Origin of the sequence: Bradyrhizobium sp. (assembly GCF_030697065.1) — a bacterium.
Classification (GTDB): domain Bacteria; phylum Pseudomonadota; class Alphaproteobacteria; order Rhizobiales; family Xanthobacteraceae; genus Bradyrhizobium.
In genome coordinates this window covers 22,487-48,743 of sequence record NZ_JAUYQU010000114.1, presented here as the reverse complement: position 1 = coordinate 48,743, position 26,257 = coordinate 22,487, and the positions used below count along the sequence as shown (strand labels likewise).

Sequence of the window (26,257 nt, the reverse complement as noted above, 5' to 3'; positions counted from 1 at the left end):
ACCCGGGCAGGACATGTGCTTTCGCGGAGCCCCTTTGCTGCTGCCCGGTCCCAATTAACTTGTAAATCCCAATTGATAAGCTAGCTTATAATATCGCTGGCTTACGGAGATACCCATGTCCGGTTCCGTGGATATGAACTTTCTTTTCACGCTGGGCGAAGTGCAGCGAATGATGCGCGCCTACGCCGACAAGCAGGCGGCGCGCTACGGCATCACCCGCGCGCAATGGGCTGTTCTGGCCAAGGTGGAACGCACCGAGGGCCTCAAGCAGTCGGAACTCGCTGAACAGATGGAAATGCAGCCGATCACGCTGACCCGGCTGATCGACAGGCTGTGCGACGCCGGCTGGATCGAGCGTCGCAGCGACGCCAGCGACCGCCGCGTCAAACGGCTTTATCTGAAGAAGGCCGCGCGCCCGCTGCTCGGCAAGCTCGGCGGGCTGCGCTCCGAACTGACGGCGACCGCGCTCGAAGGCATCAATCCGGCCGATGCCCACCGGCTGCTGGCGCAACTCGAGGCGATCAAGGAGAACGTCCGCAACGCGATCCAGCACCCGGCCGGCGCGCCGCTCGGCAAGGAGCAGCAATTTGGCTGATCCAGTCCTCAAATTTCCGCCGGAGCAGAAGGGCGAGCCGCCCGCAAAACCGCGGACCAAGATCGCCGCAGAGCCGCGCCGCCGCCTGATGGCCGCGATGCGGCGCTACCGCCGGTTTCTGCTGCTGGTGGTGCTGCCGCTGGTGGCGCTGGTGACCGGGATCACCCTCTATCTCAACGGCGGCCGCTATGTGACCACCGACGACGCCTATGTCGGCGCGCAGAAGGTGCTGATCACGCCAGACGTTTCCGGCAAGATCATCAGCGTGACGGTGAAGGAAGGCCAGCAGGTCACGACCGGCGACGAACTGTTCCAGATCGATCCGGTGCCGTTCCAGCTGGCGCTGGCGCAGGCCCGCGCCAAGCTCGAGGACGCCAGGACCAGCCACGCCAATCTCGTCGCCGACGTCAAGCTCTATGCGCAGACCATCGAACTGGTCAACGCGGGGATCGCGCTGAAGCAGAAGGACGTCGAGCGCAAGAATTCGCTGGTCAGGAGCAATGCCGGATCGCAGCTCGACCTCGACAACAGCGCCACCGCGCTGGTGACCGCACAGGCGCAGCGGCAGCTCGTGACGCAGCGGCGTGCGAATGCCATTAACCATCTGCTCGGCGACCCCGATCTGCCGCTCGAGCAGTTTCCGGCCTACATGCAGGCCAAGGCCGTGCTGGACGACGCGCAGCGCAATCTCGAACTCAGCACGGTGCGCGCGCCGATGAACGGCACCGCGACCCAGGTCGAGCAGATCCAGCTCGGCCGCCACGTCATCGCAGGCAGCCCGGTGTTTTCCGTGATCGACACCTCGAACCCGTGGGTCGATGCCAATCCGAAGGAATCGGATTTCACCTATGTCGCGGTGGGCCAGTCCGTAACCCTCAATGTCGACGCCTTCCCCAACCATGTCTTCAAGGGCACGGTCGGCTCGCTCTCACCCGGAACCGGCGCACAATTCGCGATCCTGCCGCCGCAGAACGCCACCGGCAACTTCGTCAAGGTGGTGCAGCGCATTCCGGTGCGGATCTATTTCGACAGGAACGACAACTTCGTGCGCAGGCTGAAGGCCGGCATGAGCGTCTACGCCACCATCGACACCCGGCACCGCCGCACCATCGGCTCGCTGTTCGGCCGGCCGGCGGTGGCGGCGAAGCAGGACTGAGCGGCCATGCCGACTTCAGCCGCAGCCCCCATTGCCGTTCCAGGCCTGCGCCGGACCATGGTGACGATCTGCGCGATGACGGCGACCATCATGCAGGCGCTGGACACCACCATCGCCAACGTCGCGCTGCCCTACATGCAGGGCAGCCTGTCGACGTCGCAGGACCAGATCAACTGGGTGCTGACCTCCTACATCGTGGCGGCGGCGATCATGACCGCGCCGGTGGGCTGGATCGCCAACCGGTTCGGCCGCAAGCGGATCTTCATCATCTGCGCCGCCGGCTTCACAGTGGCGTCGGTGCTGTGCGGCGCAGCCCAGGACATCTATCAGATGGTGCTGTTCCGCGTGCTGCAGGGCGTGTTCGGCGCCGCCCTGGTGCCGCTGTCGCAGGCCGTCATGCTCGATTCCTACGCGCTGCACGAGCGCGCAAAGGCGATGGCGATCTGGGGCATGGGCGTGATGATGGGCCCGATCATGGGGCCGTCGCTGGGGGCATGGCTGACCGAAACCTATTCCTGGCACTGGGTATTCCTGGTCAATTTGCCGTTCGGCATCTTCACCGTGATCGGCCTCATGGTGTTCATGGACGAGACCAGGAAGGCGCGCGAGCTGCGCTTCGACTGGTTCGGCTTCACCGCGCTCGCGGTCGGCATCGGGTCCTTGCAGATCGCGCTAGACCGCGGCGAGCAACTCGGCTGGCTGAATTCGAACGAGATCATCGCCGAGTTCATCATCTCGGCCGTCGGCTTCTATTATTTCCTCGCGCATTCGCTGACGACGCCGAAGCCGTTCATCCAGTTCGAGCTGTTCCGGGACAAGAACTTCGTCGGCGGCTGTGTGTTCATGACGGTGATGGGCGTGGTGCTGTTCTCGACCATGGCGCTGGCATCGCCGTTCCTGCAGAACGTGATCGGCTATCCCATCATCACCGCCGGCCTGCTGCTGGCGAGCCGCGGCTTCGGCACCTTCGTCGCCATGATGATCGTCGGGCGGCTGATGCGCTATATCGAGGCGCGCACGCTGATCGTCAGCGGCCTCGGCATGACCTGCGTGTCGCTGTTCCAAATGACGCTCTGGACCGACCAGACCGGCGTCAACGAAATCCTGGTGATCAGCATCTTCCAGGGTTTTGGCTTCGGCCTCGTGTTCGTGCCGCTCTCCACCGTCGCTTTCCTGACGCTGCCCAACCACCTGCGCACCGACGGCACCTCGATGCTGACGCTGTTGCGCAACGTCGGCAGTTCGATCGGCATTTCCCTCGTCATCTCCCAGCTGACCGAGGGTTCGCGGTGGAGCTACGCCGTGTTGTCGCAGCACGCCAGTCCCTTCAACCATGGTCTGCAGATGCCCGACGTGCGGTCCGTGATCGACCTCGGCACAGACAAGGGCCGCGCCATGCTGGACGCCATGCTCAAGCTGCAGGCCCAGATCATCTCCTTTTCGCACGACTACCAGATGGTGATGATCTTCACGCTGTGCGCGATCCCGCTGACCGTCATGATCGGATCGAGCAAGGCCTCGCTGCGCAAGCAGTCGCTGCCGCCGGAACATGGCGTCATCGAGTAGCGGCGATCAGCGGAACGTCGCTCACCGCGGGGACTGATGGGCTTTTGACCCAAGATTGATTCAGACTTTGATCGAGGCGACTCGATCCCGTTAACGACACGGTGACGCAAAAACCTCGTTCCTTCCAGGATGTGAAGCAACTCACACGCAGACCCCGGCTTCGGGTTACGGTTCATGGGGGCTTGACGGGGAGGGAAACATGGAGAACGGAGCAACGCTGCGTCCAGTATGCCGATTGTTCGGCCGGCTGGAGGTCTGGAGCCGTCACGGGACGCGCGTCGAGTTTCTCAGCGAACGCTCCAAGCATCTCTTTGCCGTGCTCGTGCTGCAGAAAGGCGCACCCGTCAGCCGCGACGTCCTGGTTGCAAGGCTTTGGACCGACGGACCGGACGAGCGGCTTCGGCGCAACCTCAGCACCGAAGTATGGCGCCTTCGCTGCGCGCTTGAAAGGGCGGGCGAGGACGGATCGCGCTGGATCAACGCCCGGCCGGAGGCACTATCCCTGCGCATGGACGAGCAGGCATGGATCGACATTGAAGTATTCGACCAGTGCGTCAGGAAGTCACTTCAATCGATCGGGCCGGGCCCTCTCGCAACGCTGGAATCCATCGAGCAGCTTTATCGCGGCGATCTTCTCCCCGAACTCGAATACGACTGGTGCCTGGCGGAGAGAGAGGCCTATCGCAACCGCTTCCTCGCTTGTCTCGAGGCCCTGCTGCTGCTCGCCAAGCAGCGGTCGGACTGGAGGGAATCGATCCGGATCGCACGGCGGATTCTGGCCGAGGATTCCTTCCTGGAACACATCCACCGGGAGATCATGCTTTGCCACGCCATGATGGGCGATCGGGTGGCGGCGTTGCGCCATTACGAGAAACTTCAGTTTGCCTTCCGACAGGAACTCGGCGTCTCGCCGGCCCGCGAAACGACAGCGCTTTACAATCGGCTCCGCGATGATGGAGGCCAGCGGCCGGATCCGGCCGTCCCGGAAGCAGCCGCCGACCGCGACGTGGAGCGCCGCCTCGCGCTGATCCAGCAGCATCTTCACCAGCTCAACCAGGAAGTCAGGGCTTTCGCCTCCCTGCTGCAGCCTGGACCTCCCGCCTCCTGAAAGCGGCTGAACTGGATTGTCGGAATCGTGCGGGCATCGATCCGCAAAAAAATCTTCACCCGTCCCATGTTGTGAGACTTGAGTGACCGGTTTGTGATCGGCACGAGACAGTCGCGCCCGATGGTCGTCCGGTGTCATGGACTGCGGACGTGACGAGCCGCCGGCCCTTTGGGACGACCGCAGCGCCCGGATTTGAACCATTCATTGCGAGGAACCGCCATGCCGAAATACAAAGCATACATCGCCGCCATCGATCACTATCCCAACCCCGCCAACAATCTCCCGAGTTGCATCAACGACGCCAACGCCTTCCGTCAGAGGATCGACGACGTCTACAAGTTTACCGACGTTCGATACGATTACGATGAAAAGGCGACGCTGCAGAATGTCGAAGCCGGACTGAGCTGGCTGTTCGGCGGAGCGAGCGCCGATGACCGGCTCGTATTCTTCTTCTCCGGCCATGGCTTCCAGGTCGCCGAGGGACAAAACCTGGAAGAGGTGCTGTGTCTGTACGACCAGTTCCTTTTCGACAATGTGATCAGCCGGAAATCACAGGGGGTCCCGCCCGGAGTCTTCACCTTGATCTCGGACAGCTGCCATTCGGGCGGCATGTACAAGGTCATGATGACCGAAGGCCATGTCGACGTCGCCCAGACCAAGGTACTCAAGGTCCCGCCGATCGCCGACAACGACAAGGTGTTCCTCGACCCCAGCAGGGTTCCCCAGCTCCGTTATCGCCCTTTCGGCGCCCGGCTCGGTTCGGCATCGACGATCGGCAAGCGGTTCGGCATCACGGAAGGGAAGGAATTCGACGAGGCGGGCCAGTTGCAGATGAACGGAATGCTGCTCTCCGCCTGCCTCGCCGACGAGACCGCGTCTGCTTCGACACCGAAAACGGGCGGCAAGTCTGCCTTCACCTATGCGCTCCTCGAACAGCTCGCCGCCTTCGGCCCCAACGTCTCGAACCGGCAGCTCGTGGAAGGCTCGACCAGGATGCTGCGGGACCTCGGCTTCCGGCAAACACCGGTTCTCGTCGAGCCGACCAGCCCCAATGGCCTCGCGGCCACGTCGTTCCTGCTGTTTCAGGGCCAGGCCGCACCACCCGTTTCCTCCGACTGGATGACGAGGATCATCCAGGATGTACTCAGCAGCCAAAGAAAGGATTTTGCCATGATGCACGACAAGTCTTTCAATCAACCCGGTTCGGGCGGCGACGAGAAATTCTGGGGCGTGCTCGCAAGCCTCGCTTCGGTGGCGGTGCCGGCCATCATGGATGCGCTGCGAAAGGGCGATTACCAGCCGCAAAAGGACTTCACGGCCGTGCCAGGCGGCGAGGAGAAGTTCTGGCGTACGTTGCTGAACGTCGTCACGACCGCCGTGCCGGCGGTGGTGCAGGCCTTGCGCAAGAGCGGCTACGAGCCGCAGAAGGATTTCTCGGGTAGCCAGGAGAAGTTCCTCGGCTCCATCCTGCGCGTCGCCACCGGCTGCCTGCCGCCTCTGCTGCGCACCATCGCGGCGCAGGGAATCCAGCCGCAGAAGGATTTCGGCGGCGAAGAGAAGTTCTGGGGCGCCATCGCGAGCGCGATCTCGGCGACACTGCCGGTCGTCATCAACGCACTCAGCAAGCAGGGCGCTCCCGCCAAGGGTTTCGAGGACGTTCCGGCCGGAGACCAGAAGTTCTTCGGCGCCATCGCCAGCGTCATCGGCACACTCGGACCGCTCGTCATCCAGGCCCTGAGCAAGAGCGGGCTTGATCCGCAGAAGGATTTCCAGCAGGCCGGACAGGAAAAATTCCTGGGCGCGCTGATGAGCGTGATCGGCACGGTGGCGCCGGTCGTCATCCAGGCCCTCAGCAAGAGCGGCGCCGAGCCCCAGAAGGACTTCGGCGGCGAGGAGAAGTTCTGGGGAGCCTTTGCCAGCATCGTCCAGGCCGCCCTCCCCGCGGTGATCGGCGCGTTGCGCAAAGGCGACTTCCAGTCCGACAAGGGGTTTGCACCTACGTCGGGAGACGGGTCCGGCGATGATAAATTCTGGGGAGCCATCGCACGCGTCGTTGCATCTGCCATCCCGACAATCGTCGGTGAACTGACCAAGGGCGGCACCGAGCCGAGCACGATCTCCCCGGCATTGGCTCCGAGCCTGGCTCCCAGCGGGATGGCCATGCCGCACGACCTGATCGCCAACGTCGTTTCTTCAGCGTTGCCGCAGCTGCAGCGAACGAACTAGCGGCTCTGTGTAACCCGCGTCTTCCGCCATTCGGAAGGCGCGGGAACTCACGCTCCCTCTCACGGAAGCGCGTGTCGGCTCACACGGACCGACCGCGGAAGATTGCGAGGACGACGATGAGCGATTTCGTTGATTTTGCGGGTACTGCCGATCGCCGCGGCAACACCGTGCGCCTGGTGGCCTTCGGCAACAATGGAGCCATGGAGTTTGCGGCACAGGACGTCGCGCTCGAGAATGATCGGGTTGCCGTCCGCCAGGGTGCCATGGCGATTGCCATCGAAGAGCCCGGCAATGGCAACCTCAATGACCGGCCAGCTGCCGCCGCCCTGCGCGCCGCATGCCCGAGCGGCATTACGAGTTGCATCGGGTCGGTTCATGTTTGCTGCGACGATTTCCGGGTGATCGGCTCCTGCAGCGGCGCCTGGGGCTGCGGCCGTCCGCGATTCATACCCTGAAAAACCTTCTCCGAGCCGGCAGGGTGCACCCATCCGCCGAGAGCAATCAGCCGTTCGATGCATCCCTACTGCCGAAGGTAGCGGCGAAAGCTATGCAACCGGACGGTTCGGTGGGGGCTCCGCTACCGGCTCGTCGTCCGCGATGGCACGCCAGGCCGCTCCATCGAGATCGTCATACTGTCCGCTCTTGAGCGACCAGAGAAATCCCAGGAGGCCGGCGAGCCCTAGTCCAAGCGCCAAAGGCACCAGTATCACGAGCACTTCCATCACGCGCTCCCATTCGCGCGGCGTGCACGAAGCGCGTTCAGCATGACCAGCACCGAGGAACCCGACATGGCGGCCGCGGCGATCAGAGGCGTCACAAACCCGGCAATCGCGATCGGCACGGCCAGAAAATTGTAGGCCACGGCCAGCCACAGGTTTTGCCGCATCAACCGCAACGCCTTGCGCGAGAAGTCGATGGCCGCGACCACCGGTGCAAGCGGCTTGCCCAGAAACACCAGATCCGCGGTGGCCTGGCTCAAATGAGCGGCGCTGATCGGCGACATGGAAACATGCGCCGCGGCGAGCGACGGGGCGTCGTTGAGGCCATCGCCGACCATCAAGACCTTGAAGCCCTGCTGCTTCAGATCCTCGATCCGCGCGATCTTGTCGGCCGGGGTGACGCCGGCGCGCCATTCGCAGATGCCGAGCGATTGCGCTGCCGCCTGCACCGCCGGTTCCCGATCGCCCGAGAGGATCTCCAGCGTGATGCCGCGCGCCTGCAGCGCAGAAATTGTTTCGCGTGCATCCGGGCGCAGTTGCTGACGAACCGCGAACACATGCCGCGTATCGCCATGACTGAAGGCAACAACGGAGACCTCCGGATCGAGGCCCAGAATCTCGTTCGCCATGTGATCCGCGTGGCAGAACGAAGGCCGTCCCAGCCTGACTTCTTCGCCGTTGAAGACGCCGCGCACACCCTGTCCCGGTTCTTCAACCACGCCCTCCAGCGGCAATTTCGCCTTCGAGGCGCGAGCCAAAGCGGCGGCGACCGGATGATGGCTGGCCAGCGCCAGCCGACCAGCGAGATCGAACACGTCGCTGGGCACAAGGGCCGAATTCACGACATCGAGCTCGGGCAATGTCAGCGTTCCCGTCTTGTCGAAGATGACCCGGTCGACCTCAGCCAGCCGCTCGATGGAATCGCCGGAATTGAGCAATACGCCGGCCTTGAACATCGCGCCGGACGCCACGGTTTGCACCGTCGGTATTGCCAGCCCGAGCGCGCAGGGACAGGTGATGATCAAGACCGCGATCGCCGTTATGATGGCGTCGTGCCAGCTCGCGCCGGCGAGTACCCAGCCCAGCATGGTCAGCAGCGCGGTGGCGTGGACCACCGGCGCGTACAGCCGCGACGCCCGGTCCGCCAGCCTGATGTAGCGTGAGCGCGCCTGCAGGGCGTTGCCGAGCAGCCGGGTGATCTCCGCAAGCAGGGTGCCTTCCGATGCCGCCGAAACCCGGACGCGCAGCGTGCCCGAAATGTTGAGCGATCCGGCATACACCGGGCTGCCTTGCTCCGCCGTGGCGGGAAGGGTCTCGCCGGTGATCAGGCTTTGATCGATTTCGGAGTTGCCGTCGATCACCATGCCGTCGACGGCACAGCGCTCGCCGGGCCGCAGCAGAACGATATCGCCGGGCCGGATCGCCGCCACCGGCACCTCGGAGATTTCGTCGGTCCCGATGAATTTGGTCGCGGTCTCTGCCTTGAGGGCGGCGAGGTTTCCGGCCACCGCGCGAGTTCGCCGCCGCATGTTCTGGTCGAGGTAACGTCCGACCAGCAGGAAGGTGAGAAGCATGATGGCGGCGTCGAAATAGGCATGCTCGGCGTGCTGGATGGTTTCGACCACCGACATGCCGAGGGCAAGGATGACGCCGATCGAGATCGGCACGTCCATATTGACGTTGCGCGTGCGCAGCGCATTCCAGGCCGAGCGGAAGAACGGCTGGCCGGCATAGGCCGCCGCGGGCAGCGCGATCAGCGCCGACAGCCAGTGGAAGAAATCCCGCTGCTCCGGAATCATGTCGCTGACATTGCCGGACCAGACCGGAACCGACAGCATCATCACGTTCATGGTCGCGAAGGCCGCCACGCCGAGGCACCGGAGCAGATAGCGCGATTGCTCGGCTTCCGCGGCTTCCGCGCCGGCGGTTTCGAACGGATAGGCCTTGTATCCCAGTTCGGCGAGCCGATCGATGAAGCGGGCGGGATCGAGCGTTCCCTGCTTCCATTCCAGCGCCAGCCGCCGATCGGTCAGATTGACGCGTGCCAGCGTCACGTCGGGGATCGCCGAAAGGCCGCGCTCGATTTTCGACATACAGCCGGCGCAACTGACGCCCTCCACCGCCAAATCGATGTGCGAGAGGCCCGCGCCCGCATCCTTGACGTAGTGTGAGAAATCCCGCGTCGCCAGCATGATGTGGTCTTCCTTAATTCAGCACGACACGGTTCTTCGACAGGAACATCCGCCGCCCTGCCGAGGCGCCCTCGATGACCAGATCCCATTGTCCGGCGGCGATCAGCGGCGCGTTGCCGCGATAGATGCCGATTCCCATCTCCGCCAGTTCCACAGGCAGATCGGCGCGCCGGTCGGTCGGACGTTCGAACCGGCCCTGAAACTTGAGACCCGACATCGGCTTGCCGTCATTGTCCCGCGCTTCCACCCGCAATGTCGCGCCGCCATCGGCGCCGCGCTCGATATGGGCGTCGACCTTCCAGTTTCGCGCGTTCTGGTCGTGGGCGATCGCAATTTCCTTCTCGTAGGCGAGGCTCGCCGCATAGGCGCTGTCGACCTCAGTCCCCGGCATGGTCTGGATCGCGAGCCTCATCATGATCATGTTGACCCCGATCACGACGCCGAAGAAGGCGAGCAGCATCGCGAGCACCTTGCCTCCGGTCAGCGGTTTTGGGGAAACGGGCGGGCGATTCATGCGGGACTCCTGTGCGCTCATGGTGAAACGAAGTTGTCGGTCGCCGACGTCACCTCGCCGAGCCCGATATCGGTGACCCGGAATCGTACCGGAATCGATTTCCCGGAGTTTTGCTCGGCGGACGCGGTTACCAGCACCCGCAGTTCGGTGGTCTGGTCCCGTCCGAGCACGATCATGGGACGATCGGGCGTCACGGAATCGACGCCGACGATATGGACCGACGCGTTGACCGGGCCGTCGATGTCGATCGCGATGACCCGGTCGAAGCCCCGCTTGTTCAGCAGGCGGACGGTATAGGCGTTGCGGATCGATCCGTCGCTCAGTTTCACCGCGACGGGATTGCGGTCGTGCAACACATTGATGTCGAGCAGCGAGCGCGTCAGCAGCGCGTACAGCATGATCGCGCCAACGCACGCGATCAGGGCGGAATAGACCACGGTGCGGGGTCGCACGATGCGGTAGATCGGCGGCTTGCCGGTCTGGCGACGCTGGATGTTGATGTCGTTGTCGTAGCCGATCAGGCGGGTTTCCCTGCCGATTTTCGTCATCACGGTATCGCAGGCGTCGATGCAGAGGCCGCACTGGATACAGTCGAGCTGCGAACCGTCGCGGATGTCGATGCCGGTCGGACAGACCGCGACGCATTGATAGCAATCGATGCAGTCGCCGGCGACTTTGCCCGACGCCCGCAGTTCGTTCGCCTTCTTCAGCGAGGTGCGCGTCTCGCCGCGATCGTATTTGTAGGTGACGTTGAGTGCCCATTCGTCGGTCAGGGCAGCCTGAATCCGCGGCCAAGGGCACATGTACACGCAGACCTGCTCGCGCATGAAGCCGGCGAGCACGTAGGTCGTTGCGGTCAGGATTCCGATCCAGATATAGGCCAGCATCGGAGCCTGGAAGGTGACGAGCTGCTTCACCAGGGTGGGGGCGTCGTTGAAATAAAGCACCCAGGCGCCGCCGGTCCACCAGGCGATCATCAGCCAGAGAAAGTGCTTCAGCGCGATCTCCCCGAAGCGCCGCAGCTTTCGGGTGCCGCTCGCCGCGTCCTTGCGCATGCGCTCGCGGCGGTCGCCCTCGACCCAGCGCTCGACGGCGTAGAACAGGTCGGTCCACACGGTTTGCGGGCAGAGATAGCCGCACCAGATCCGGCCGCCCACCGAATTCATCAGGAACAGGGTCAGTGCGGCGACGATCAGCAGCCCGGTGAAATAGTAGACCTCCTGCGGCCACAACTCGATGAAGAAGAAATAGAAGCGGCTGTTGGGCAGATCGACCAGCACCGCCTGGTCGGGCGCACCGATTCCGCGGTTCCAGCGCACGAAGGGCAACAAATAGTAGACCCCGAGGCAGAACGCCATCAGGCCCCATTTGATGCGACGGAAGGTGCCTTTGACGCTCTGCGGATAGATTTTCTTCTGGGCAACGTAAAGCGGCCCATCGTCATCGATTTTCAGCTCGATCGGTACGGATTTGTTCATTGGAGGGATTGATCTCGCATTTGCAAGCGAGCCTAGCCCAACCTTCAGAAGCGCAGTTGATCCACCTCAAACAGGACCCGGGGTTCCCCTATCCGCAACCGCGCTACTTGCCTCCGCCGAGCGAATGGACGTAGACCGCCAGCGCCTTGATGGTGGAGGGATCGAGACGCTCCACCCAGGCCGGCATGACCCCGGCCCGACCGTTACCGATGGTTTCGACCAGGGTGGCCTGGTCGGAACCGTAGAGCCAGATCTTGTCGGTGAGGTCGGGGGCGCCGAGTTCCTGATTGCCCTTGCCGGCGTCGCCGTGACAGGCAGCGCAGTTCTCCGCAAAGATCTTGCCGCCTTCCGCCGCATTGTATTCCTTGGCGGTGGACAGTCCCGACAGCGAGCGGACGTAGTTGGCGACGGTGACGATCTGATCCTTCTTCAGGACGCCCTCCTTGCCGAAGGCGAGCATGGCGCTTTCGTGGCCTTTCGCATGGCCCGAGCGAATCCCGAACTGGATCGACTGCAGGATCTGGTCGAGCGAACCGCCCCACAGCCATTCGTCGTCGTTCAGGTTGGGATATCCCTTGGCGCCTGCGCCGCCGCTGCCGTGGCACGGCGCGCAGTTATCGCCGAACACCGTCTTGCCTCGGGCGCGCGCCAGCGCCAGCAGCGCCGGGTCTTTCTGGATCTCCGCCAGCGGCGCCGCCCCGAGCTTCACCATCTTGTCGCCGCGGATCTTTTCCAGATTGGCGAGTTCGACGGCGACGTCGGCGCGGGACGAATACTGCAGGATGCCGGTGGTGTGGCTCCACAGCATCGGCCATGCCGGATACACGATCCAGTATCCGAACGCCCAGACGATGGTGATGTAGAAGGTAATGACCCACCAGCGCGGCAGCGGGGTGTTCAGCTCCTTGATGCCGTCCCACTGGTGGCCTGTGGTCGACGTGCCGGTGATCTGGTCGATGTCGTTGTGCTCAGCCATGATTGCTCATTCCTCCCGCAACGGCATTCTCGACGCCTCGTCGAAAGTGGCCTGGTTGCGGGGCCAAAGGGCGTACGTAACGATTGCGATGAATATTCCGACGAAGATCGGCGTCCAGAAACTCGTGACGAATTCCGAGGTGATGTTCTGGACCGTTAGGATAGCTTTCATCGTATGCCTTCTCAGCGGAGATTTGCTTTTTCGTTGTAAAGCTTGAAATCGACCAGCGTGCCGAGCATCTGCAGGTAGGCGACCAGCGCGTCCATCTCGGTCGGAATGCCGCCCTTACCGTCGAAGTTGCGCGCCACCGCCTTCGGATAGCGCTTGGTAAAGGCATCCACCCCGGGATTGTCGGGATCGGCCTGCGCCTTCAGATCGGCAACGGCATTGGCTATCTGGTCATCCGAATAGGGCACGCCGACCATGCGGCTGGTGCGCAGATGGTCCGCCATCCCGGCGACGTCGACTTCGGTTTGGGCCAGGAACGGGTAGCCGGGCATCACCGATTGCGGCACGATGGAGCGCGGATTGACCAGATGCGTGACATGCCACTCGTCGGAATATTTGGCACCGACGCGCGCCAGATCCGGCCCGGTCCGCTTCGAACCCCACTGGAACGGGTGGTCGTACATGCTCTCGGCCGCCAGCGAGAAGTGCCCGTAGCGCTCGACCTCGTCGCGCAACGGGCGGATCATCTGCGAGTGGCAGAGATAGCAGCCCTCGCGGACGTAGACGTTGCGGCCGGTCAGTTCCAGCGGCGTGTACGGCCGGATGCCGTCGACTTTCTCGATCGTGCTCTTCAGATAGAACAGCGGGGTAATCTCGACCAGACCGCCGATCGCGACGACCACGAGAATCCCGGCGATCAGGACGATCGAGTTCTTTTCGAAGATTTGATGCCGCGTCCAGAAAGACATTTTATCGTTCCTCATTCCGCCGGCTGAAGGGCGGCCGGTGCCTGCACTTCCGCCTCGCCGACGCGCACTGTCATCCAGAGATTGTAGGCCATGATCAGCGACCCGATCAGGAACAGGCCGCCGCCTGCGGCTCGGATGATGTAGAACGGGTGCATCGCTTCGACGGTCTCGATGAAGGAGTATTCGAGGAAGCCGAGCGAGGTGTAGGCCCGCCACATCAGACCCTGCAGAATTCCGGACACCCACATCGCGGAGATGTAGAGGACGATACCGATTGTCGCGATCCAGAAATGCCAGTTGACGAGCTTGAGGCTGTAAAGTCCCTTGCGCTCCCACAACCAGGGAACCAGGCAATACAGCGCGCCGAACGAAACGAATCCGACCCATCCCAGCGCACCGGCGTGGACGTGACCGATGGTCCAGTCGGTGTAGTGGCTGAGCGAATTCACAACCTTGATCGACATCAGCGGACCTTCGAAGGTCGACATGCCGTAGAAAGCGACGGACACCACGAGCATGCGCAGCACGGGATCGGTGCGAAGCTTGTCCCAGGCGCCCGACAGCGTCATCAGGCCGTTGATCATGCCGCCCCATGACGGCATCCACAGCATGATGGAGAAGGTCATGCCCAAGGTCTGCGCCCAGTCCGGCAACGCCGTATAGTGCAGGTGATGCGGGCCCGCCCAGATATAGAGGAAGATCAGCGCCCAGAAGTGGATGATCGACAGGCGGTAGGAATAGATCGGCCGCTCGGCGCGTTTCGGGATGAAGTAGTACATGATCGCGAGGAAGCCGGCGGTCAGGAAGAATCCGACCGCGTTGTGTCCGTACCACCACTGGAACATCGCATCCTGCACGCCGCCCCAGGCGATATAGGACTTGGAGCCGAACACCGACACCGGCAGTGCGGGGTTGTTGCCGAGATGCAGCACGGCGATGGTGACGATGAAGGCCAGATAGAACCAGTTGGCGACGAAGATGTGCGGTTCCTTGCGCTTGACCAGCGTCATCAGGAACACCAGCAGATATACGACCCAGACGATGGTCAGCCAGTGATCGGCATACCATTCCGGTTCGGCGTATTCCTTGGACTGGGTGACGCCGAGCAGGTAGCCGGTACCCGCGATCAGGATGAAGAAATTATAGCCGAGCACGACAAACCACGGCGCGAGGTCGCCGGCGAGCCGGGCCCGGCAGGTCTTCTGCACCACATAGAACGAGGTCGCGATCAGCACATTGCCGCCGAACGCGAAGATCACGGCTGACGTATGCAGCGGCCTGAGCCGACCGAAGCTGATCCATGCCAGGTCGAAGTTGAGCGCCGGCCACGCCAGCTGGCAGGCGATGATTAGCCCGACGGCAAAACCGGCAATGCCCCAGAACACCGACGCCACGGCGGCAAACTTGATCGGGCCCATATTGTAGTTGGGCCGGCCGTTGATTTCCTGCGGCGGCAGCGCCGCAGGGCGGTCCTGGTAGCGGTTTACGATCGCGAAGAGGGCCCACAGGCTGGCGGCGGACGCCAGCGATGCGTGAAAGGCGAAAGCGGAATCCAGCGCCTTGGCGGCGGCGAAGAGGCAGACCAACGCGGACACGGCAAAAACCGTCGTGAGACCGGCCTCGCCGTGGGTCATCGATTTTGCGGTTTGAGACTGGTTCATGCTCGGGCTTCTCTTCTGCAAATGCCGGTTCGAATGAACACACATGTGGCAAGCTGGATTTGATCGAAGTCAAATTCCGGCTGATTCACGGAACTTTTGGGTATAAGTCGGGGGACACGTTCAGCAACAAGGGGGACCGATCGGCAAGGACGCCCGAATGCTGGCCGAGCGATGCTCCTGGATCGCGCGCAGCCGGCTCCCAAGCTGCGGAGATCGTTCGAGATCCGCCGCCAGACGCTTTTCCAGCGCGCCGGCTGATAGCCGACGCCCCGTCAAGAGCTCGTAAAGGTCCGGGGGCGACAGGTTCAAATCCTGCGCAATCTTCTGAAACCTGTCGCGATTCACCCCTCGCAACTCATTCTTCGTGAAGATGGCGACAATTGCCCTCATCAGGCCAGCCAAAGCGCTGGCTTGCGGCAACCGGGCTCTTTCGCCGGAAACATGCATCACAGTGAGGTCTCAAGAGTTATGCCGGCAGCATGAGCCCGTTCCGGCGATGAGCGTCTTGACGTGGATCAACCGCTGGTGCCCGTCAGACCGCCCGGCTGAAGCGGCCCGGGTCGGTGCGGGTGTGAGGGTCGAATGCCGCCGCAATGACCCGCACCACCGACCGGCCGGGATCGGTGGCCGTTACCACCCGCCCCTCGATGCGGAGCAGGCCGTCATCGACCAATGGCTGCAGCAGCGAAAGCTCTTCGCAGAATTCCAGATCCGGCGCGGTGACATCGAGATCGGCCTGAAACGTGCACATCAGGCTCTCGATGGTGCGGGCGCGCTGTTTTTCAGCTGCGTCAAGCCGGCAACCGCGCGACGGCGCAAGCTGACCGTTTGAAATCGCGCGAACGTAGCTCGGAACATCGGAGATATTCTGAACGTAGCCGTCGCCAAACCTGGAAATCGAAGATGCTCCGAAGCCGATCAGGGTCTCCCTCGCATCGTCGGTATATCCCTGGAAATTGCGATGAAGCCGCCCCGCCATTGCCGCGCGGGTCAATGAATCGTCGGGTCTGGCAAAATGATCGATGCCGATCTTCACGAAACCGCGGCGCAGGAATTCCCCGGCGATGGCTGCAGCCTGATCGATGCGTTCCTCCACCCCCGGCAGCGTGTTCTCATCGATGCGCCGTTGGTTGGCCTTGAGGCGGGGCATGTGGGCATAGCCGTAGCAGGCGATACGGTCGGGCGAGATCGCAGCGACGATCTCGCAGGTCTTGCGGAGCGAGGCGACGGTCTGCAACGGCAATCCGTAGATCAGGTCGAAATTCAGATTGCGGATACCCGCCGCCCGCAGCCGGGTCACCGCCGTCTCGACATCCTGCATAGGCTGCCAACGACCGATAGCGGCCTGGACCAGCGGATTGACGTCCTGCACGCCGAGGCTGACCCGGTTGACGCCCAATTCCGTCAAGCCGGTGACCAGCGAGACCGTCACATATCTCGGATCAAGCTCGATGGCGTGCTCGAAGCCTTCTTCAAAGGCGAAGCGGCTGCGCAGGCCCCGCATCACCGATGCGAGCCCGTCCGCCCCCAGAATGCTCGGTGTTCCGCCGCCCCAGTGCAGCCGGGCGATTCGGACCGGTCCCGACAGGGCGTCGCCGACCAGCGCGATTTCACGCTCGAGCGCCTGGCGATAGTTGTCGATGACGTCGTCACGCAGCGCTTTCTTGGTGTTGCAGCCGCAATACAGGCAGAGATCGCGGCAATACGGCACGTGCAGATAGACCGAAACCGCCTCGGTCGTATCCAGATCCCGTAACCACCGCCGCTGGTCGGCCACCGCCACCGAGGGCGTAAATTCGGCGGCCGTCGGATAGGACGTGTAGCGCGGCAGTTGCAGTCTGGCGTAATGGCGAAGGATATCGTTCACGGCAGGGCTTTCTTGCGCCGGCGCATCGGCGAAATTGCCGGGATCAGAACGACCTGCGGCTGGCGTGGGACTGGCGGGCGGATTGCTTCGGACGGATCTGAAAATCTTCCCCTGCCCGCACGGCAGCAAGGACGACGAACATCGCGGCTACACCTGCGGCAACCAGCATCGAATCGACCAGCATGGCCAACCTCCTGTGAAGAAGGTACGTTGCCTGCCTTGCACCGACAGGACTTTGACCTGAATCAATCGAACAGGACCCGCTCTCGCAAAATCCGTCACACCCCGGCCATGGCCTCGGCGCGTTTCGCGTCCAGCAACCGAACGCCGCCGGAGACGATGACCAGCATCTTTTCGCGCTCGAACCGGGTCAATGTTCGGCTCACCGTTTCAATCGTCAGCCCCAGATAATCCGCGATATCCTGCCGGCTCATCGGCAACGCGATGGTGTGCTGCTGGTCGCCGATATTTGCCAGCCGCGCCCGCCAGCCGACGAGAAAGGCCGCGACCTTCTCCTCGGCGGTCCGTCGTCCCAGCAAAAGCATTTGCTCCTGCGCCAGCATCAGCTCACGCGCCGCGAATTCGTTGATCCGGCGCAGGAAATGCGGACGGTGTTCGATGAACTGCGCGAAGGATTCCGCGGACAAGCGGCACACCGAAACGGCTTCGATCGCGTCCGCCGAGAAGCTGTAGCGGTCCGAGGGCATCGCGCCGAGAAAATCTCCCGGCAGCGCAAAGCCGATCACCTGTCGCCTGCCATCGGGCAACAGCTTGTACAGGCGCGCCACACCCGCGGTCACGTTGTGGACGGAAGTAGCGGCCTGCCCCGCGGTGAAAATCGCCTCATTGTGGGTCAAATGAACCTGACGGGCGATCCGTTCGAATTCGATAAGGTCGGCCTGGTCGAGGGCGCCGCAGATGCTGAGCGATCGGACGGCGCATGCCGAGCAGCGGCCGGAAAGCGCACGGTTGGGAGTGGGAGCGATGGTTCGGATCATTGCCTCTGCCCGTTCGGCCGACGACAGGCCACTGCATCTCCCGGTCATCGCTGCTGCTCATGGACCCGGTGAGACCTGTCCATTCTAGTTGGCCCACCCGCGACCGGTTGATCCAGATCAAACGGGACGGCGATAAAAGCTTCATGCTGCGAGCATGCTTGGAATTCTGCTTCGGAGTTGATGCTGCCATGATTGGACGAATTCTGGCGCCGCTGGCGCTTATGCTCATCACTCTGACGCCAGCCGTGACACCGGCCTTGGCGATTTCACCTGACGAGCAGCGCGGCAAGACCTTCGCGCTGACCAATTGCGCGAGGTGTCACGCCATCGATCGGGTGAGCCCAAGTCCGCTGCCGATCGCGCCGCCGTTCCGGGAGCTGCACAAGCGCTATCCCATCGAATCCCTGGCGGAGTCGCTTGCCGAAGGCATCCAGACCGGCCATCCGACCATGCCTGAGTTCCGCCTTGATCCCGACCAGATTCACGACCTGCTGGCTTATCTGAAGACCCTCGAATAGGCGCCCGCTAACCGCCAATTGGCTCAGCGAACTGGAAAACCCATGCGATTCTATTTCGACACAAGCGACAGCCTTCCCATCCGCGACGAGGTGGGTCGCAACTTCGCGCTGGCTTCGGAGGCCGTCATGTACGCGAAATATCTGGCTGCTGACCTGCGGTGCCTGGAACCCGATGTCAGACCCCGGCTATCGATCCGGGTCATCGATGAAGACCGTGAGCAGATCCACGAGGAAGCCGTTTTCACCTAGTCCCCGTCACCGACGAACAGGGATATCCTGCGCGGTGCACTCCTGCAGCGCTCGCATCACGTCCTCGCGCGCGATGATCCCCGCCAACCGCTGTCCACTATCCAGCACGGGCATGCTCTTCATCCGGTGGTCTACCATCAGCTGCAGCACCCGCGTCAGCTTGGTCGTCGGATCGACATAAATGAACTCCGGCGTCATGACATCCGCGACCGTCTTCGACAGCAGTCCATCATAACCCGGCACCATCCGGCCGGGGTTGAAGGCGAAGCACTTCAAGAAGTCGAACTTGGTCACCAAGCCCACCACTTCGCCGTTTTCACGAACCGGGAAGCAGTTGAAATCGCCATCATCGAACTTCTGCTTGAGCTCGCGCATGGTCGTGTCTCGCGTCACGGTCTTTACCGTGCGCGTCATGAACTGTCCGGCAGTCGCCTCGAGGAATTTATGCACGGCGGTTCCTTGTCATTATCGATTCTCTACCGAGGCAACCCGGTCGCGCGGACTGTCGTTCCGGCTTCCCGCATATCGTTCCAAGTCCAAAGAACGCTTCGGAAATCGGACCATCGGGCTGCGAGCGGAAAGATGACGGTTTCGTAATCCATATTCCTGCTCCATGCCGCTTTGGCTCCAAATCCTCGGATTCAAATGCCATATGGGCTGCCTGAGGATGAAACTGCATCTTAAGAGGCGATTCCGGGATCGAACCTGACCTAGATCAAGACGAGGGGCGCCTTCGCCGGCGGCGCGCGCCGGATTTTCCGGATATGGCGGCGAGCGAAATTCGTGGATATTGTCTTTTATCTCAATGAGCTACGCGCTAGTAACGGGTTGCGCTGCCTATTTGCGGCCCCGATAGGATGCATATCGGCGCATATCGAGAGCCGAGAAAACGGAACATGATTGACGCCGTTCGACCGTTTCGCAGCCCTGATCCGCTCGACCAGAACGCGCGCAACGGATCCGGCGTCGGAACCTGGGATTTCGAGTTTTCGACCCGGCAATTGACCTGGTCCAACAGCACGAGGGAGCTTTTCGGCATCTCACCGGACACGCCGATCGATTACGATATCTTTCTTTCCCTGCTCGATTTGCAGGACCGTGATCGCACCGCGGAGGCCATGCGGCAATCGGTCGAAACCGGCTGTAATTTCGACGTTCAGTACCGCGTGCACCGGCATTCGGATGCTGGTCATTGGGTGCGTGCGCTCGGCACGATCGTGGCCGGCGCCGATGGCGGTCCTGTCCGACTGAGCGGCGTCATGATCGACATCGACCGCGAGAAGCGCCTTGAGGATGAGTTGAGGACACGTGAGCGAATATTTCGCTCGATTCTGGATACGGTCCCCGACGCCATGATCGTGATCGACCAAAATGGCATCATCCAGTTCTTCAGCATTGCCGCCAAGCGCCAGTTTGGGTACACCGAATCCGAGGCGATCGGAAGGAACATCAGCCAACTGATGCCGGAGCCCGATCGCAGCCGCCATGACGGGTACCTCGCCCGCTATCTAAAGACAGGCGAACGGCGCATCATCGGCATCGGCCGCATCGTGACCGGGATGCGCAAGGACGGCACCACATTTCCCATGCACCTCACGATCGGCGAGATGGAATCGAGCGGCCGGCCCCACTTTACGGGTTTTGTCCGCGACCTCACCGAGCACCAGCAGACTCAGGCACGACTGCAGGAGCTGCAGTCCGAGCTCGTTCACGTGTCGCGGCTCAGTGCGATGGGAGAAATGGCTTCTGCGCTGGCGCACGAACTCAATCAGCCGCTTTCGGCCATCAGCAATTACATGAAGGGATCGCGCCGCCTGCTTGCGGCAAGCACCGACGTCAACGCGCCGAAGATCGGGGCAGCGCTCGATCGCGCGGCGGAGCAGGCCATCCGCGCCGGTGACATCATCAGGCGGTTGCGCAATTTCGTGGCGCGAGAAGCTTCGGAGAAGCACGTCGAGAGTCTTTCGAAGCTGATCGAGGAAGCCGGCGCGCTCGGTCTCACCGGCGCCCGCGAGCAAGGGGTCATCCTGCGTTTCAAGCTCGATCCGGCCTGCGACCAGGTGCTCGCCGACAGGGTCCAGATCCAGCAGGTCCTGGTCAATCTCTTCCGCAATGCGCTGGAAGCGATGGTCGGTTCGACCTACCGCGAACTGATCATCACGAATGCCAAGGCAGCCGACGATATGATTGAAATTGCCGTCTCGGATACCGGGCATGGATTTGGCCCCGATGCCCAGGCGAACCTGTTTCAGCCGTTCTACACGACCAAGGAAACCGGCATGGGTGTCGGCCTCTCGATCAGCCGAACGATCATCGAAAACCATGGCGGCCGGATGTGGGCCGAGACAAATGCAGCCAATGGTGCGGCGTTCCGCTTCACCTTGCCCGCTGCCTCTGCAAGGGATGCGAGCGATGTCGCAGAGCGCTAAGGTCTATGTCATCGATGACGACCCCGCGATGCGCGACTCGCTGGATTTCCTGCTGGGCTCGGCCGGCTTCAGCGTGCGCCTGTTCGATTCCGCACAGATTTTTCTGGACGAGCTTCCGGGGCTGGAGGCCGGCTGTGTGGTGACGGATATCCGGATGCCGGGCATGGACGGCATGGAATTGCTGCGTCGACTCAATCCGGCCTCCGGGGACCGGAAGCTTCCGGTGATCGTCATGACAGGCCATGGCGACGTGCCCCTCGCCGTCGAAGCCATGAAGCTTGGCGCACTCGACTTTCTCGAAAAACCTTTCGAGGATGACAGGCTGATCGGTATGATCGAGATCGCCCTCTCGAAGAACGATGGTTGCTCGAAGAGCGAGGCACTCACGGCCGAAATGGCCGCGCGGGTCGGTTCCTTGACCCAGCGCGAACGCCAGGTGATGCAGGGCCTGGTGAGCGGCCAATCGAACAAGGCGATCGCCAGGGAATACGACATCAGCCCGCGCACGGTTGAAGTCTATCGGGCCAACGTCATGACCAAGATGCAGGCGGGCAACCTCTCGGAACTGGTCCGGTTTGCGATCCGGGCCGGAATGATCGAAAATTAAGTCAATCGAAAATTGAGCCAAGTCAATTCGGATGGAGCGGGAGTATCTATCCTGCGCGGCATGAGAGATGCCCATCAGATGTCGGCGAGCTTGGCCGAGACCGGCCTGCCGACCAAAAAATCGATGGTCTACGTCGTCGACGACGACTACGACGTCGTCAGGTCGTTGCGATTTTTCCTGGAGACGGAGGGGTTCGAGGTTCGCACCTTCCGCAGCGGGTCCGCGTTGTTGAACTCTTCGATCCGGGGCAGCGCGGATTGCCTCATTGTGGATTACAAAATGGCGGGAATTGACGGGCTGGAGTTGGTCGAGAGGCTGCGTGGTCTCGACGTCGGCACCCCGATTGTCATGATTACGGGCTATCCCGACGAGACCATCGCGGCGAAGGCAAGCTCCGCCGGAGTGCTTCATGTCCTCCTCAAGCCCAATCTCGAGGGCGGCCTGGTGGAATGCGTGCGAAACGCCATCCAATCGGGCCAGGCGGCGAACCGGCCCTGAAAACACCCGGCAGATTGCCTCCGTAAAACCCCTTAGGTGGATCCCCCTAGGATATCGACCTAAATTTCGGGGAACAATCGTCTCGGATAGACCAAGCCATCCCGCAACGAGGAGATGGCGACATGCAACCCCAGACGATCACCACGGCATCAGCCCAGGTTCTCAGCGCGCCGCGCGCCCCGGTTTCCCCCTCGGCCGACCAGTTCAGCATCATCGCCAGTTGCTCGGGCGCAATCGCCACCGAATTTTCCTACGGCAAGGACGAGGAAATCTATGGAGAAGGCGAGCCATCGGAATACGTCTACCAGGTGATCCGCGGGGCGGTTCGCACCTACAAGCTGTTGAACGACGGACGACGCCAGATCGGCGCCTTCCATTTGCCTGGCGACGTTTTCGGCCTCGATCCCGGTTCCGCTCATCGCCTGACTGCCGAAGCGATCTCCGATACCACCGTCCGCCTGGTGAAGCGGCGCAGCCTGGAGACAGCGGCCGGATCCGACGTCAGGGTCGCGCATAATCTCTGGACCATGACCGCCGCTGACCTTCGCCACGCGGAAGATCATATGCTGCTGCTTGGCCGCAAGACCGCGATAGAAAAGGTTGCCACGTTCCTGCTGGAAATGGACCGCAGGCTGGCCAAGACCGGCATGATGGCATTGCCGATGTGCCGCCGCGATATCGGAGATTATCTCGGCCTGACCCTCGAAACCGTGTCGCGGGCGCTGTCGCAGCTCAACGATCAGGGCGTGCTGGTGTTTTCGAGCGCCCGTCAGATCGTGCTTCGCAACCGCCAGCGGCTCGCAGATATGGACGCTTGAGGCCGATGGCCAGGCCATTCGCCGCCATGATCACTGCGGCCATGGTGACTTGAGTCACGACTTGCCGTCGGCTCATGGCCGGCGTAGCGACCAGAATGCCGCAGAGTAAGCCGCGGCAAATCCGAGAAACGCCATAGCCCAGGCGATACCGGAAACCGCCAGCAGCAGACCCGCATGGTCGGTTTCCAGCGCGGCGCAAACCCGCGCGATGGCAGCGACAATCACTGCAGCGTAGATGAGTTGCGTGGCAGGCGAAGCTTCGAGCCGCTGCCCGGTGTGACCGAGCGTTGCCCGGCTCATCACGGCAAGCGTCATGGTGCCGATCGCTCCACCCGTCCATGCGTGGATCCCGGCGCTGGGGGCGACGAGGTCGAAGGCGCCGAGCGCCGAGAGAATGAAGCCCGCCGGGACGAAGGCGTAGGCGATATGCAGGATCAACACCAGACGATCCGCGAATGTGCGGTATCCGCTCCAGCGTACCAACCGGATCAGGTGCATGCCGCCGCACAGCAGCAACAGTCCGCCGGTGATCCGGTCCTGCGGCCGCACCACCCAGAACAGGAGAACGAGCCCGCTCGCGCCGACGGTCGCCGCGTCGAAGCGGCCGAACGGCGCGGGCATCCGGCCGGGCGGCTGCTTTGCCAGCCAGTTTCGGGTAAAGCTCGGAACAATCCGCCCGCCGATCAGCGCGATCAGGGTAATCACCACGGCGATGCCGCCACGGGCGGTGTAATCAGCCAGTCCGGAAAAATGCGCTTCCAGATGAAACGCCAGATTGCCGGCGGCGAGCAGGCTGATAATGATGACAATCATGAGATTGCCCCACTTCTTGCCCGCAATGATCTCGCGCGCCGCGGATGCCGCAAGCAGGATGAGAAACACCGAATCGATCGCCGCGGCCGGCGCCCAGCCAATCCAGGCAGAGATGCTGACCGCAATGCGTCCAGCGACCCAGGTCGAGAACAGCAGCATCAGCGGCCTGCCCTGCAACGGCAGTCTTCCCGTCCAGTTCGGTACCGCCGTCAGCAGGAAACCGGCAATGACAGCCGCGATGTATCCAAACAACATCTCATGGACATGCCAGTCCCGGGGCGAAAACGCGCTAGCGAGGAACAGCTGGCCGTAAAACACCGGCAGCCACACCAGGATGATGGCGCCGGCATAGACGGATCCGAAGAAAAAGAACGGCCGGAAGCCGTAGGAGAACAAGGCAGGCCCCCGGTAATCCCTCAAACGCGGAATTGACATGATCTGGCTCCTGCTTTGGCTTCCCACGTTCACGGGCCGCCGTCGCGCCACCGTCATTGCCATGGCCACGTGCGCGCCGTCTAATCCGCAATCGCCTGGGGGACCTTGCTTTAGCGCAAGCTGCCGGTCGATTGTCGCGATATAGGGCGGCCGAACAGGCGGTCGCGCCAAACGTCGGCGGACGGCGGTCCGCAATTGCGCATCCGGAACACTCCATGGCCTCTCTCGACCGTTCAATCGTTGCAAGTGTCCCGATCTTCGCAGGCTTGAGCGCCGAGGATCTCGATGTCATCCTGCGTGGCGCCCGATCGGTCAGATATCGAAAAGACACCAGCGTATTCGGCCAGGGCACGGAAGCGCATTCATTCTTCGTCTTGCTGCACGGCCATCTGCGGGTTGAAAAGACCACACCGCAAGGGCAGCAGATCGTGGTTCGCTACGTCTCCGCGGGGGAATTGTTCGGGGTCGCGCAGGCGATGGGGCTGAAGCATTACCCGGCAACCGCGATTGCGGCCGTCGACAGCGTGGCGTTGTCGTGGCCATCGACCCTGTGGCCCCAGTTGATCACACAATTCCCTGCACTTGCCGCCGGCGCGCTGCAGACCGTCGGCAGCCGATTGCAGGATACCCAGGCCCGCGTCCTCGAAATGTCCAGCCAACAGGTCGAGCAGCGCGTCGCGCATGCGCTGTTGCGCCTGGCCAAGCAGGCCGGCCGCAAGGTCGATCAAGGCGTCGAGATCGATTTTCCGATCAGCCGGCAGGACGTTGCCGAGATGACCGGCACGACCCTGCATACCGTGAGCCGCATTCTCAGCGCATGGGAACAACAGGGCCTGGTCGAGGGCGGACGGCAACGCATCGTGCTGCGCGACCCTCACCGACTGTTCGGGGTCGCCGAAGGCCGGGGAAGATGAGATCGACAAACAGATCAGGTTCCGATTCGGACGCAGCCCTTCAGGGCTAGCAGGAATGTCACGGGGTCGATCTCGTGCTCGCGGCTCGCTTCGCCGACCGAATGGAAGGTCGCGATCGGGCAGCCCACGCAGCCCATTTTGAAATCCATGAATACCCGTATCGAGTCCGGCCAGCGGCTCATCACCTGGTCGACCGTCATGTCGGGCGTGGGCAGGCTCTGTTTCATGCTGTCATCTTAAGCCGCATGGCCACGTGATTCTTTGTTGAGGCGCAAACTGCACCGCTGGTTGTTCCAGGGAAGCTTTTGCCGCTGCCGCTGGTAACCTGAGACCGGCGCGGTCATTGCCAAAGCGAACAACCCATGCTGAATTGATTCAGATCAAGGAGCTCAGTGCGTCGAAGTTCGAGACTGATCCAAGGTGGCGACCCTGATGTCGCCGATCATCACATTTCAAATGAGACACGCAACATGTCGGCCGCTGGCAACGACACGGGTGGACGGCCGCGCCGTCGGCGCATGGAAATCTTTGCGTTTCTGTTCCTGACGGCAGTGCTGATGCCGGCGTTCGCGGTAGCGACCGTCGGCAGCTACGGACTTGCCGTCTGGGTCTACCAGATGCTGGCCGGCCCCCCCGGCCCTCCCCCGCGCTAACTGCAACTTTCAAGGAACCACCGTGGCCAGACCTCACATCGCGATCGATCGTCGGGCCCTCATCACGGGTCGCCTGCTCAAAGCGGATCAAGTTGTCGCGCCGCCCGGCGGCGAGATCGCCAGCATTCTGGTCCAGGCGCGGCCGGAACGCCTCTCCGAAGTGGAAACTTCCATCGTGGCCCTGGAAGGCTGCGAGATCTACGGCCGCGATCCCAAGGGAAAGCTGGTCGTCGTGGTCGATGCGGCCGATGCGGGCGCGCTCGGATCGACGCTCAACACGATCGCGCTGCTGCCCGACGTCTACACCGCCTCGCTCGTCTTTCACGCCATCGACGCAAGCTGACGTCGGG

The 26,257-nt window shown here is 62.5% G+C and carries 30 protein-coding genes; 15 read left to right on the top strand and 15 right to left on the bottom strand.

Going from position 1 to position 26,257, the window contains the following annotated elements; genetic code table 11:
* Nucleotides 1-115 precede the first annotated feature (115 nt).
* From Q8R73_RS09485 to Q8R73_RS09460, 6 genes are all read left to right on the top strand, one after another.
* Nucleotides 116-595: a MarR family winged helix-turn-helix transcriptional regulator gene (locus tag Q8R73_RS09485; RefSeq protein ID WP_305719284.1), complete on the top strand. Its 480-nt coding sequence runs from the start codon at nucleotides 116-118 to the stop codon at nucleotides 593-595.
* Nucleotides 588-1,751, top strand: a complete 1,164-nt coding sequence (locus tag Q8R73_RS09480; RefSeq protein ID WP_305719283.1) for an HlyD family secretion protein — start codon at nucleotides 588-590, stop codon at nucleotides 1,749-1,751. The genes Q8R73_RS09485 and Q8R73_RS09480 overlap by 8 nt, the downstream gene beginning before the upstream one ends.
* Nucleotides 1,752-1,757: 6 nt before the next feature.
* Nucleotides 1,758-3,317 carry a DHA2 family efflux MFS transporter permease subunit gene (locus tag Q8R73_RS09475; protein WP_305719282.1) on the top strand — a complete coding sequence of 520 codons (1,560 nt, stop codon included), beginning with the start codon at nucleotides 1,758-1,760 and terminating at the stop codon, nucleotides 3,315-3,317.
* A gap of 235 nt (nucleotides 3,318-3,552) precedes the next feature.
* Nucleotides 3,553-4,425, top strand: a complete 873-nt coding sequence (locus Q8R73_RS09470) for a BTAD domain-containing putative transcriptional regulator (protein ID WP_305719281.1) — start codon at nucleotides 3,553-3,555, stop codon at nucleotides 4,423-4,425.
* Nucleotides 4,426-4,644: 219 nt separating this feature from the next.
* Nucleotides 4,645-6,651, top strand: a complete 2,007-nt coding sequence (locus tag Q8R73_RS09465) for a caspase family protein (protein WP_305719280.1) — start codon at nucleotides 4,645-4,647, stop codon at nucleotides 6,649-6,651.
* Between the two features lie 116 nt (nucleotides 6,652-6,767).
* Nucleotides 6,768-7,106, top strand: coding sequence for a hypothetical protein (locus Q8R73_RS09460; protein WP_305719279.1), 339 nt, complete (start codon nucleotides 6,768-6,770; stop codon nucleotides 7,104-7,106).
* A 90-nt stretch (nucleotides 7,107-7,196) separates the two neighbouring features.
* Here the strand turns inward: Q8R73_RS09460 and ccoS are convergent, their stop codons facing one another.
* The 12 genes from ccoS to Q8R73_RS09400 all read right to left on the bottom strand — a co-directional run bounded on the left by ccoS (nucleotide 7,197) and on the right by Q8R73_RS09400 (nucleotide 17,973).
* Nucleotides 7,197-7,373: a cbb3-type cytochrome oxidase assembly protein CcoS gene (gene ccoS, locus Q8R73_RS09455; protein ID WP_305719278.1), complete on the bottom strand. Its 177-nt coding sequence runs from the start codon at nucleotides 7,371-7,373 to the stop codon at nucleotides 7,197-7,199.
* A complete protein-coding gene (locus Q8R73_RS09450) occupies nucleotides 7,373-9,562 on the bottom strand; it encodes a cation-translocating P-type ATPase (RefSeq protein WP_305719277.1) in 2,190 nt (729 codons plus the stop codon). The genes ccoS and Q8R73_RS09450 overlap by 1 nt, the downstream gene beginning before the upstream one ends.
* A 13-nt stretch (nucleotides 9,563-9,575) precedes the next feature.
* Nucleotides 9,576-10,076 carry a FixH family protein gene (locus Q8R73_RS09445; RefSeq protein WP_305719276.1) on the bottom strand — a complete coding sequence of 167 codons (501 nt, stop codon included), beginning with the start codon at nucleotides 10,074-10,076 and terminating at the stop codon, nucleotides 9,576-9,578.
* A gap of 17 nt (nucleotides 10,077-10,093) precedes the next feature.
* On the bottom strand, nucleotides 10,094-11,554 hold the full coding sequence (gene ccoG / locus Q8R73_RS09440) for a cytochrome c oxidase accessory protein CcoG (RefSeq protein WP_305719275.1): 1,461 nt from the start codon (nucleotides 11,552-11,554) through the stop codon (nucleotides 10,094-10,096).
* A gap of 103 nt (nucleotides 11,555-11,657) precedes the next feature.
* The gene (ccoP, locus tag Q8R73_RS09435; protein WP_305719274.1) at nucleotides 11,658-12,530 is read right to left on the bottom strand and encodes a cytochrome-c oxidase, cbb3-type subunit III; all 873 of its coding nucleotides are present in this window, start codon (nucleotides 12,528-12,530) and stop codon (nucleotides 11,658-11,660) included.
* A 6-nt stretch (nucleotides 12,531-12,536) separates the two neighbouring features.
* Nucleotides 12,537-12,701 (bottom strand): cbb3-type cytochrome c oxidase subunit 3, encoded by a 165-nt coding sequence (locus tag Q8R73_RS09430; protein ID WP_305719273.1) that lies wholly within the window; start codon nucleotides 12,699-12,701, stop codon nucleotides 12,537-12,539.
* A gap of 11 nt (nucleotides 12,702-12,712) precedes the next feature.
* The gene (gene ccoO / locus Q8R73_RS09425) at nucleotides 12,713-13,447 is read right to left on the bottom strand and encodes a cytochrome-c oxidase, cbb3-type subunit II (protein WP_305719272.1); all 735 of its coding nucleotides are present in this window, start codon (nucleotides 13,445-13,447) and stop codon (nucleotides 12,713-12,715) included.
* An 11-nt stretch (nucleotides 13,448-13,458) separates the two neighbouring features.
* Nucleotides 13,459-15,081 (bottom strand): cytochrome-c oxidase, cbb3-type subunit I, encoded by a 1,623-nt coding sequence (ccoN, locus tag Q8R73_RS09420; protein WP_371126068.1) that lies wholly within the window; start codon nucleotides 15,079-15,081, stop codon nucleotides 13,459-13,461.
* Between the two features lie 147 nt (nucleotides 15,082-15,228).
* Nucleotides 15,229-15,555: a hypothetical protein gene (locus Q8R73_RS09415; RefSeq protein ID WP_305719270.1), complete on the bottom strand. Its 327-nt coding sequence runs from the start codon at nucleotides 15,553-15,555 to the stop codon at nucleotides 15,229-15,231.
* Between the two features lie 85 nt (nucleotides 15,556-15,640).
* Nucleotides 15,641-16,975, bottom strand: a complete 1,335-nt coding sequence (gene hemN / locus Q8R73_RS09410; RefSeq protein WP_305719269.1) for an oxygen-independent coproporphyrinogen III oxidase — start codon at nucleotides 16,973-16,975, stop codon at nucleotides 15,641-15,643.
* A 43-nt stretch (nucleotides 16,976-17,018) separates the two neighbouring features.
* Complete coding sequence (locus tag Q8R73_RS09405; RefSeq protein WP_305719268.1) at nucleotides 17,019-17,159, bottom strand: hypothetical protein; 141 nt, start codon at nucleotides 17,157-17,159, stop codon at nucleotides 17,019-17,021.
* A 94-nt stretch (nucleotides 17,160-17,253) separates the two neighbouring features.
* Nucleotides 17,254-17,973 carry a Crp/Fnr family transcriptional regulator gene (locus Q8R73_RS09400; RefSeq protein ID WP_305719267.1) on the bottom strand — a complete coding sequence of 240 codons (720 nt, stop codon included), beginning with the start codon at nucleotides 17,971-17,973 and terminating at the stop codon, nucleotides 17,254-17,256.
* Between the two features lie 221 nt (nucleotides 17,974-18,194).
* On the opposite strand from Q8R73_RS09400, the gene Q8R73_RS09395 reads away from it, so the two are divergent.
* Together Q8R73_RS09395 and Q8R73_RS09390 are read left to right on the top strand one after the other, a co-directional pair.
* Entirely contained in the window at nucleotides 18,195-18,491 is a 297-nt protein-coding gene (locus tag Q8R73_RS09395; protein WP_305719325.1) for a cytochrome c, read from the top strand.
* 42 nt (nucleotides 18,492-18,533) lie between these two features.
* Nucleotides 18,534-18,740: a hypothetical protein gene (locus Q8R73_RS09390; RefSeq protein WP_305719266.1), complete on the top strand. Its 207-nt coding sequence runs from the start codon at nucleotides 18,534-18,536 to the stop codon at nucleotides 18,738-18,740.
* Nucleotides 18,741-18,746: 6 nt separating this feature from the next.
* On the opposite strand, the gene Q8R73_RS09385 is transcribed toward Q8R73_RS09390, so the two are convergent.
* Nucleotides 18,747-19,190 (bottom strand): HPP family protein, encoded by a 444-nt coding sequence (locus Q8R73_RS09385; protein WP_305719265.1) that lies wholly within the window; start codon nucleotides 19,188-19,190, stop codon nucleotides 18,747-18,749.
* A 446-nt stretch (nucleotides 19,191-19,636) separates the two neighbouring features.
* Here Q8R73_RS09385 and fixL point away from each other — a divergent pair, with 446 nt between their 5' ends.
* The 4 genes from fixL to Q8R73_RS09365 all read left to right on the top strand — a co-directional run bounded on the left by fixL (nucleotide 19,637) and on the right by Q8R73_RS09365 (nucleotide 23,092).
* On the top strand, nucleotides 19,637-21,169 hold the full coding sequence (fixL, locus tag Q8R73_RS09380; RefSeq protein WP_305719264.1) for a sensor protein FixL: 1,533 nt from the start codon (nucleotides 19,637-19,639) through the stop codon (nucleotides 21,167-21,169).
* Nucleotides 21,153-21,776, top strand: a complete 624-nt coding sequence (gene fixJ, locus Q8R73_RS09375) for a response regulator FixJ (RefSeq protein WP_305719263.1) — start codon at nucleotides 21,153-21,155, stop codon at nucleotides 21,774-21,776. The genes fixL and fixJ overlap by 17 nt, the downstream gene beginning before the upstream one ends.
* 90 nt (nucleotides 21,777-21,866) lie before the next feature.
* Nucleotides 21,867-22,274 (top strand): response regulator transcription factor, encoded by a 408-nt coding sequence (locus Q8R73_RS09370; RefSeq protein WP_371126067.1) that lies wholly within the window; start codon nucleotides 21,867-21,869, stop codon nucleotides 22,272-22,274.
* 122 nt (nucleotides 22,275-22,396) lie between these two features.
* A complete protein-coding gene (locus Q8R73_RS09365; RefSeq protein WP_305719262.1) occupies nucleotides 22,397-23,092 on the top strand; it encodes a helix-turn-helix domain-containing protein in 696 nt (231 codons plus the stop codon).
* Between the two features lie 72 nt (nucleotides 23,093-23,164).
* Here Q8R73_RS09365 and Q8R73_RS09360 read toward each other — a convergent pair whose 3' ends face one another.
* Nucleotides 23,165-24,340: an NnrS family protein gene (locus Q8R73_RS09360; RefSeq protein ID WP_371126066.1), complete on the bottom strand. Its 1,176-nt coding sequence runs from the start codon at nucleotides 24,338-24,340 to the stop codon at nucleotides 23,165-23,167.
* A 215-nt stretch (nucleotides 24,341-24,555) separates the two neighbouring features.
* Between Q8R73_RS09360 and Q8R73_RS09355 the strand changes: the two genes are divergently transcribed.
* Entirely contained in the window at nucleotides 24,556-25,254 is a 699-nt protein-coding gene (locus Q8R73_RS09355; protein WP_305719261.1) for a Crp/Fnr family transcriptional regulator, read from the top strand.
* A 14-nt stretch (nucleotides 25,255-25,268) separates the two neighbouring features.
* Here Q8R73_RS09355 and Q8R73_RS09350 read toward each other — a convergent pair whose 3' ends face one another.
* Nucleotides 25,269-25,481: a DUF1858 domain-containing protein gene (locus tag Q8R73_RS09350; protein WP_305719260.1), complete on the bottom strand. Its 213-nt coding sequence runs from the start codon at nucleotides 25,479-25,481 to the stop codon at nucleotides 25,269-25,271.
* 243 nt (nucleotides 25,482-25,724) lie between these two features.
* On the opposite strand from Q8R73_RS09350, the gene napE reads away from it, so the two are divergent.
* Nucleotides 25,725-25,907 (top strand): periplasmic nitrate reductase, NapE protein, encoded by a 183-nt coding sequence (gene napE, locus Q8R73_RS09345; RefSeq protein WP_305719259.1) that lies wholly within the window; start codon nucleotides 25,725-25,727, stop codon nucleotides 25,905-25,907.
* Nucleotides 25,908-25,929: 22 nt separating this feature from the next.
* Nucleotides 25,930-26,250 carry a chaperone NapD gene (locus Q8R73_RS09340; protein ID WP_305719258.1) on the top strand — a complete coding sequence of 107 codons (321 nt, stop codon included), beginning with the start codon at nucleotides 25,930-25,932 and terminating at the stop codon, nucleotides 26,248-26,250.
* The last annotated feature ends 7 nt before the right edge of the window (nucleotides 26,251-26,257 follow it).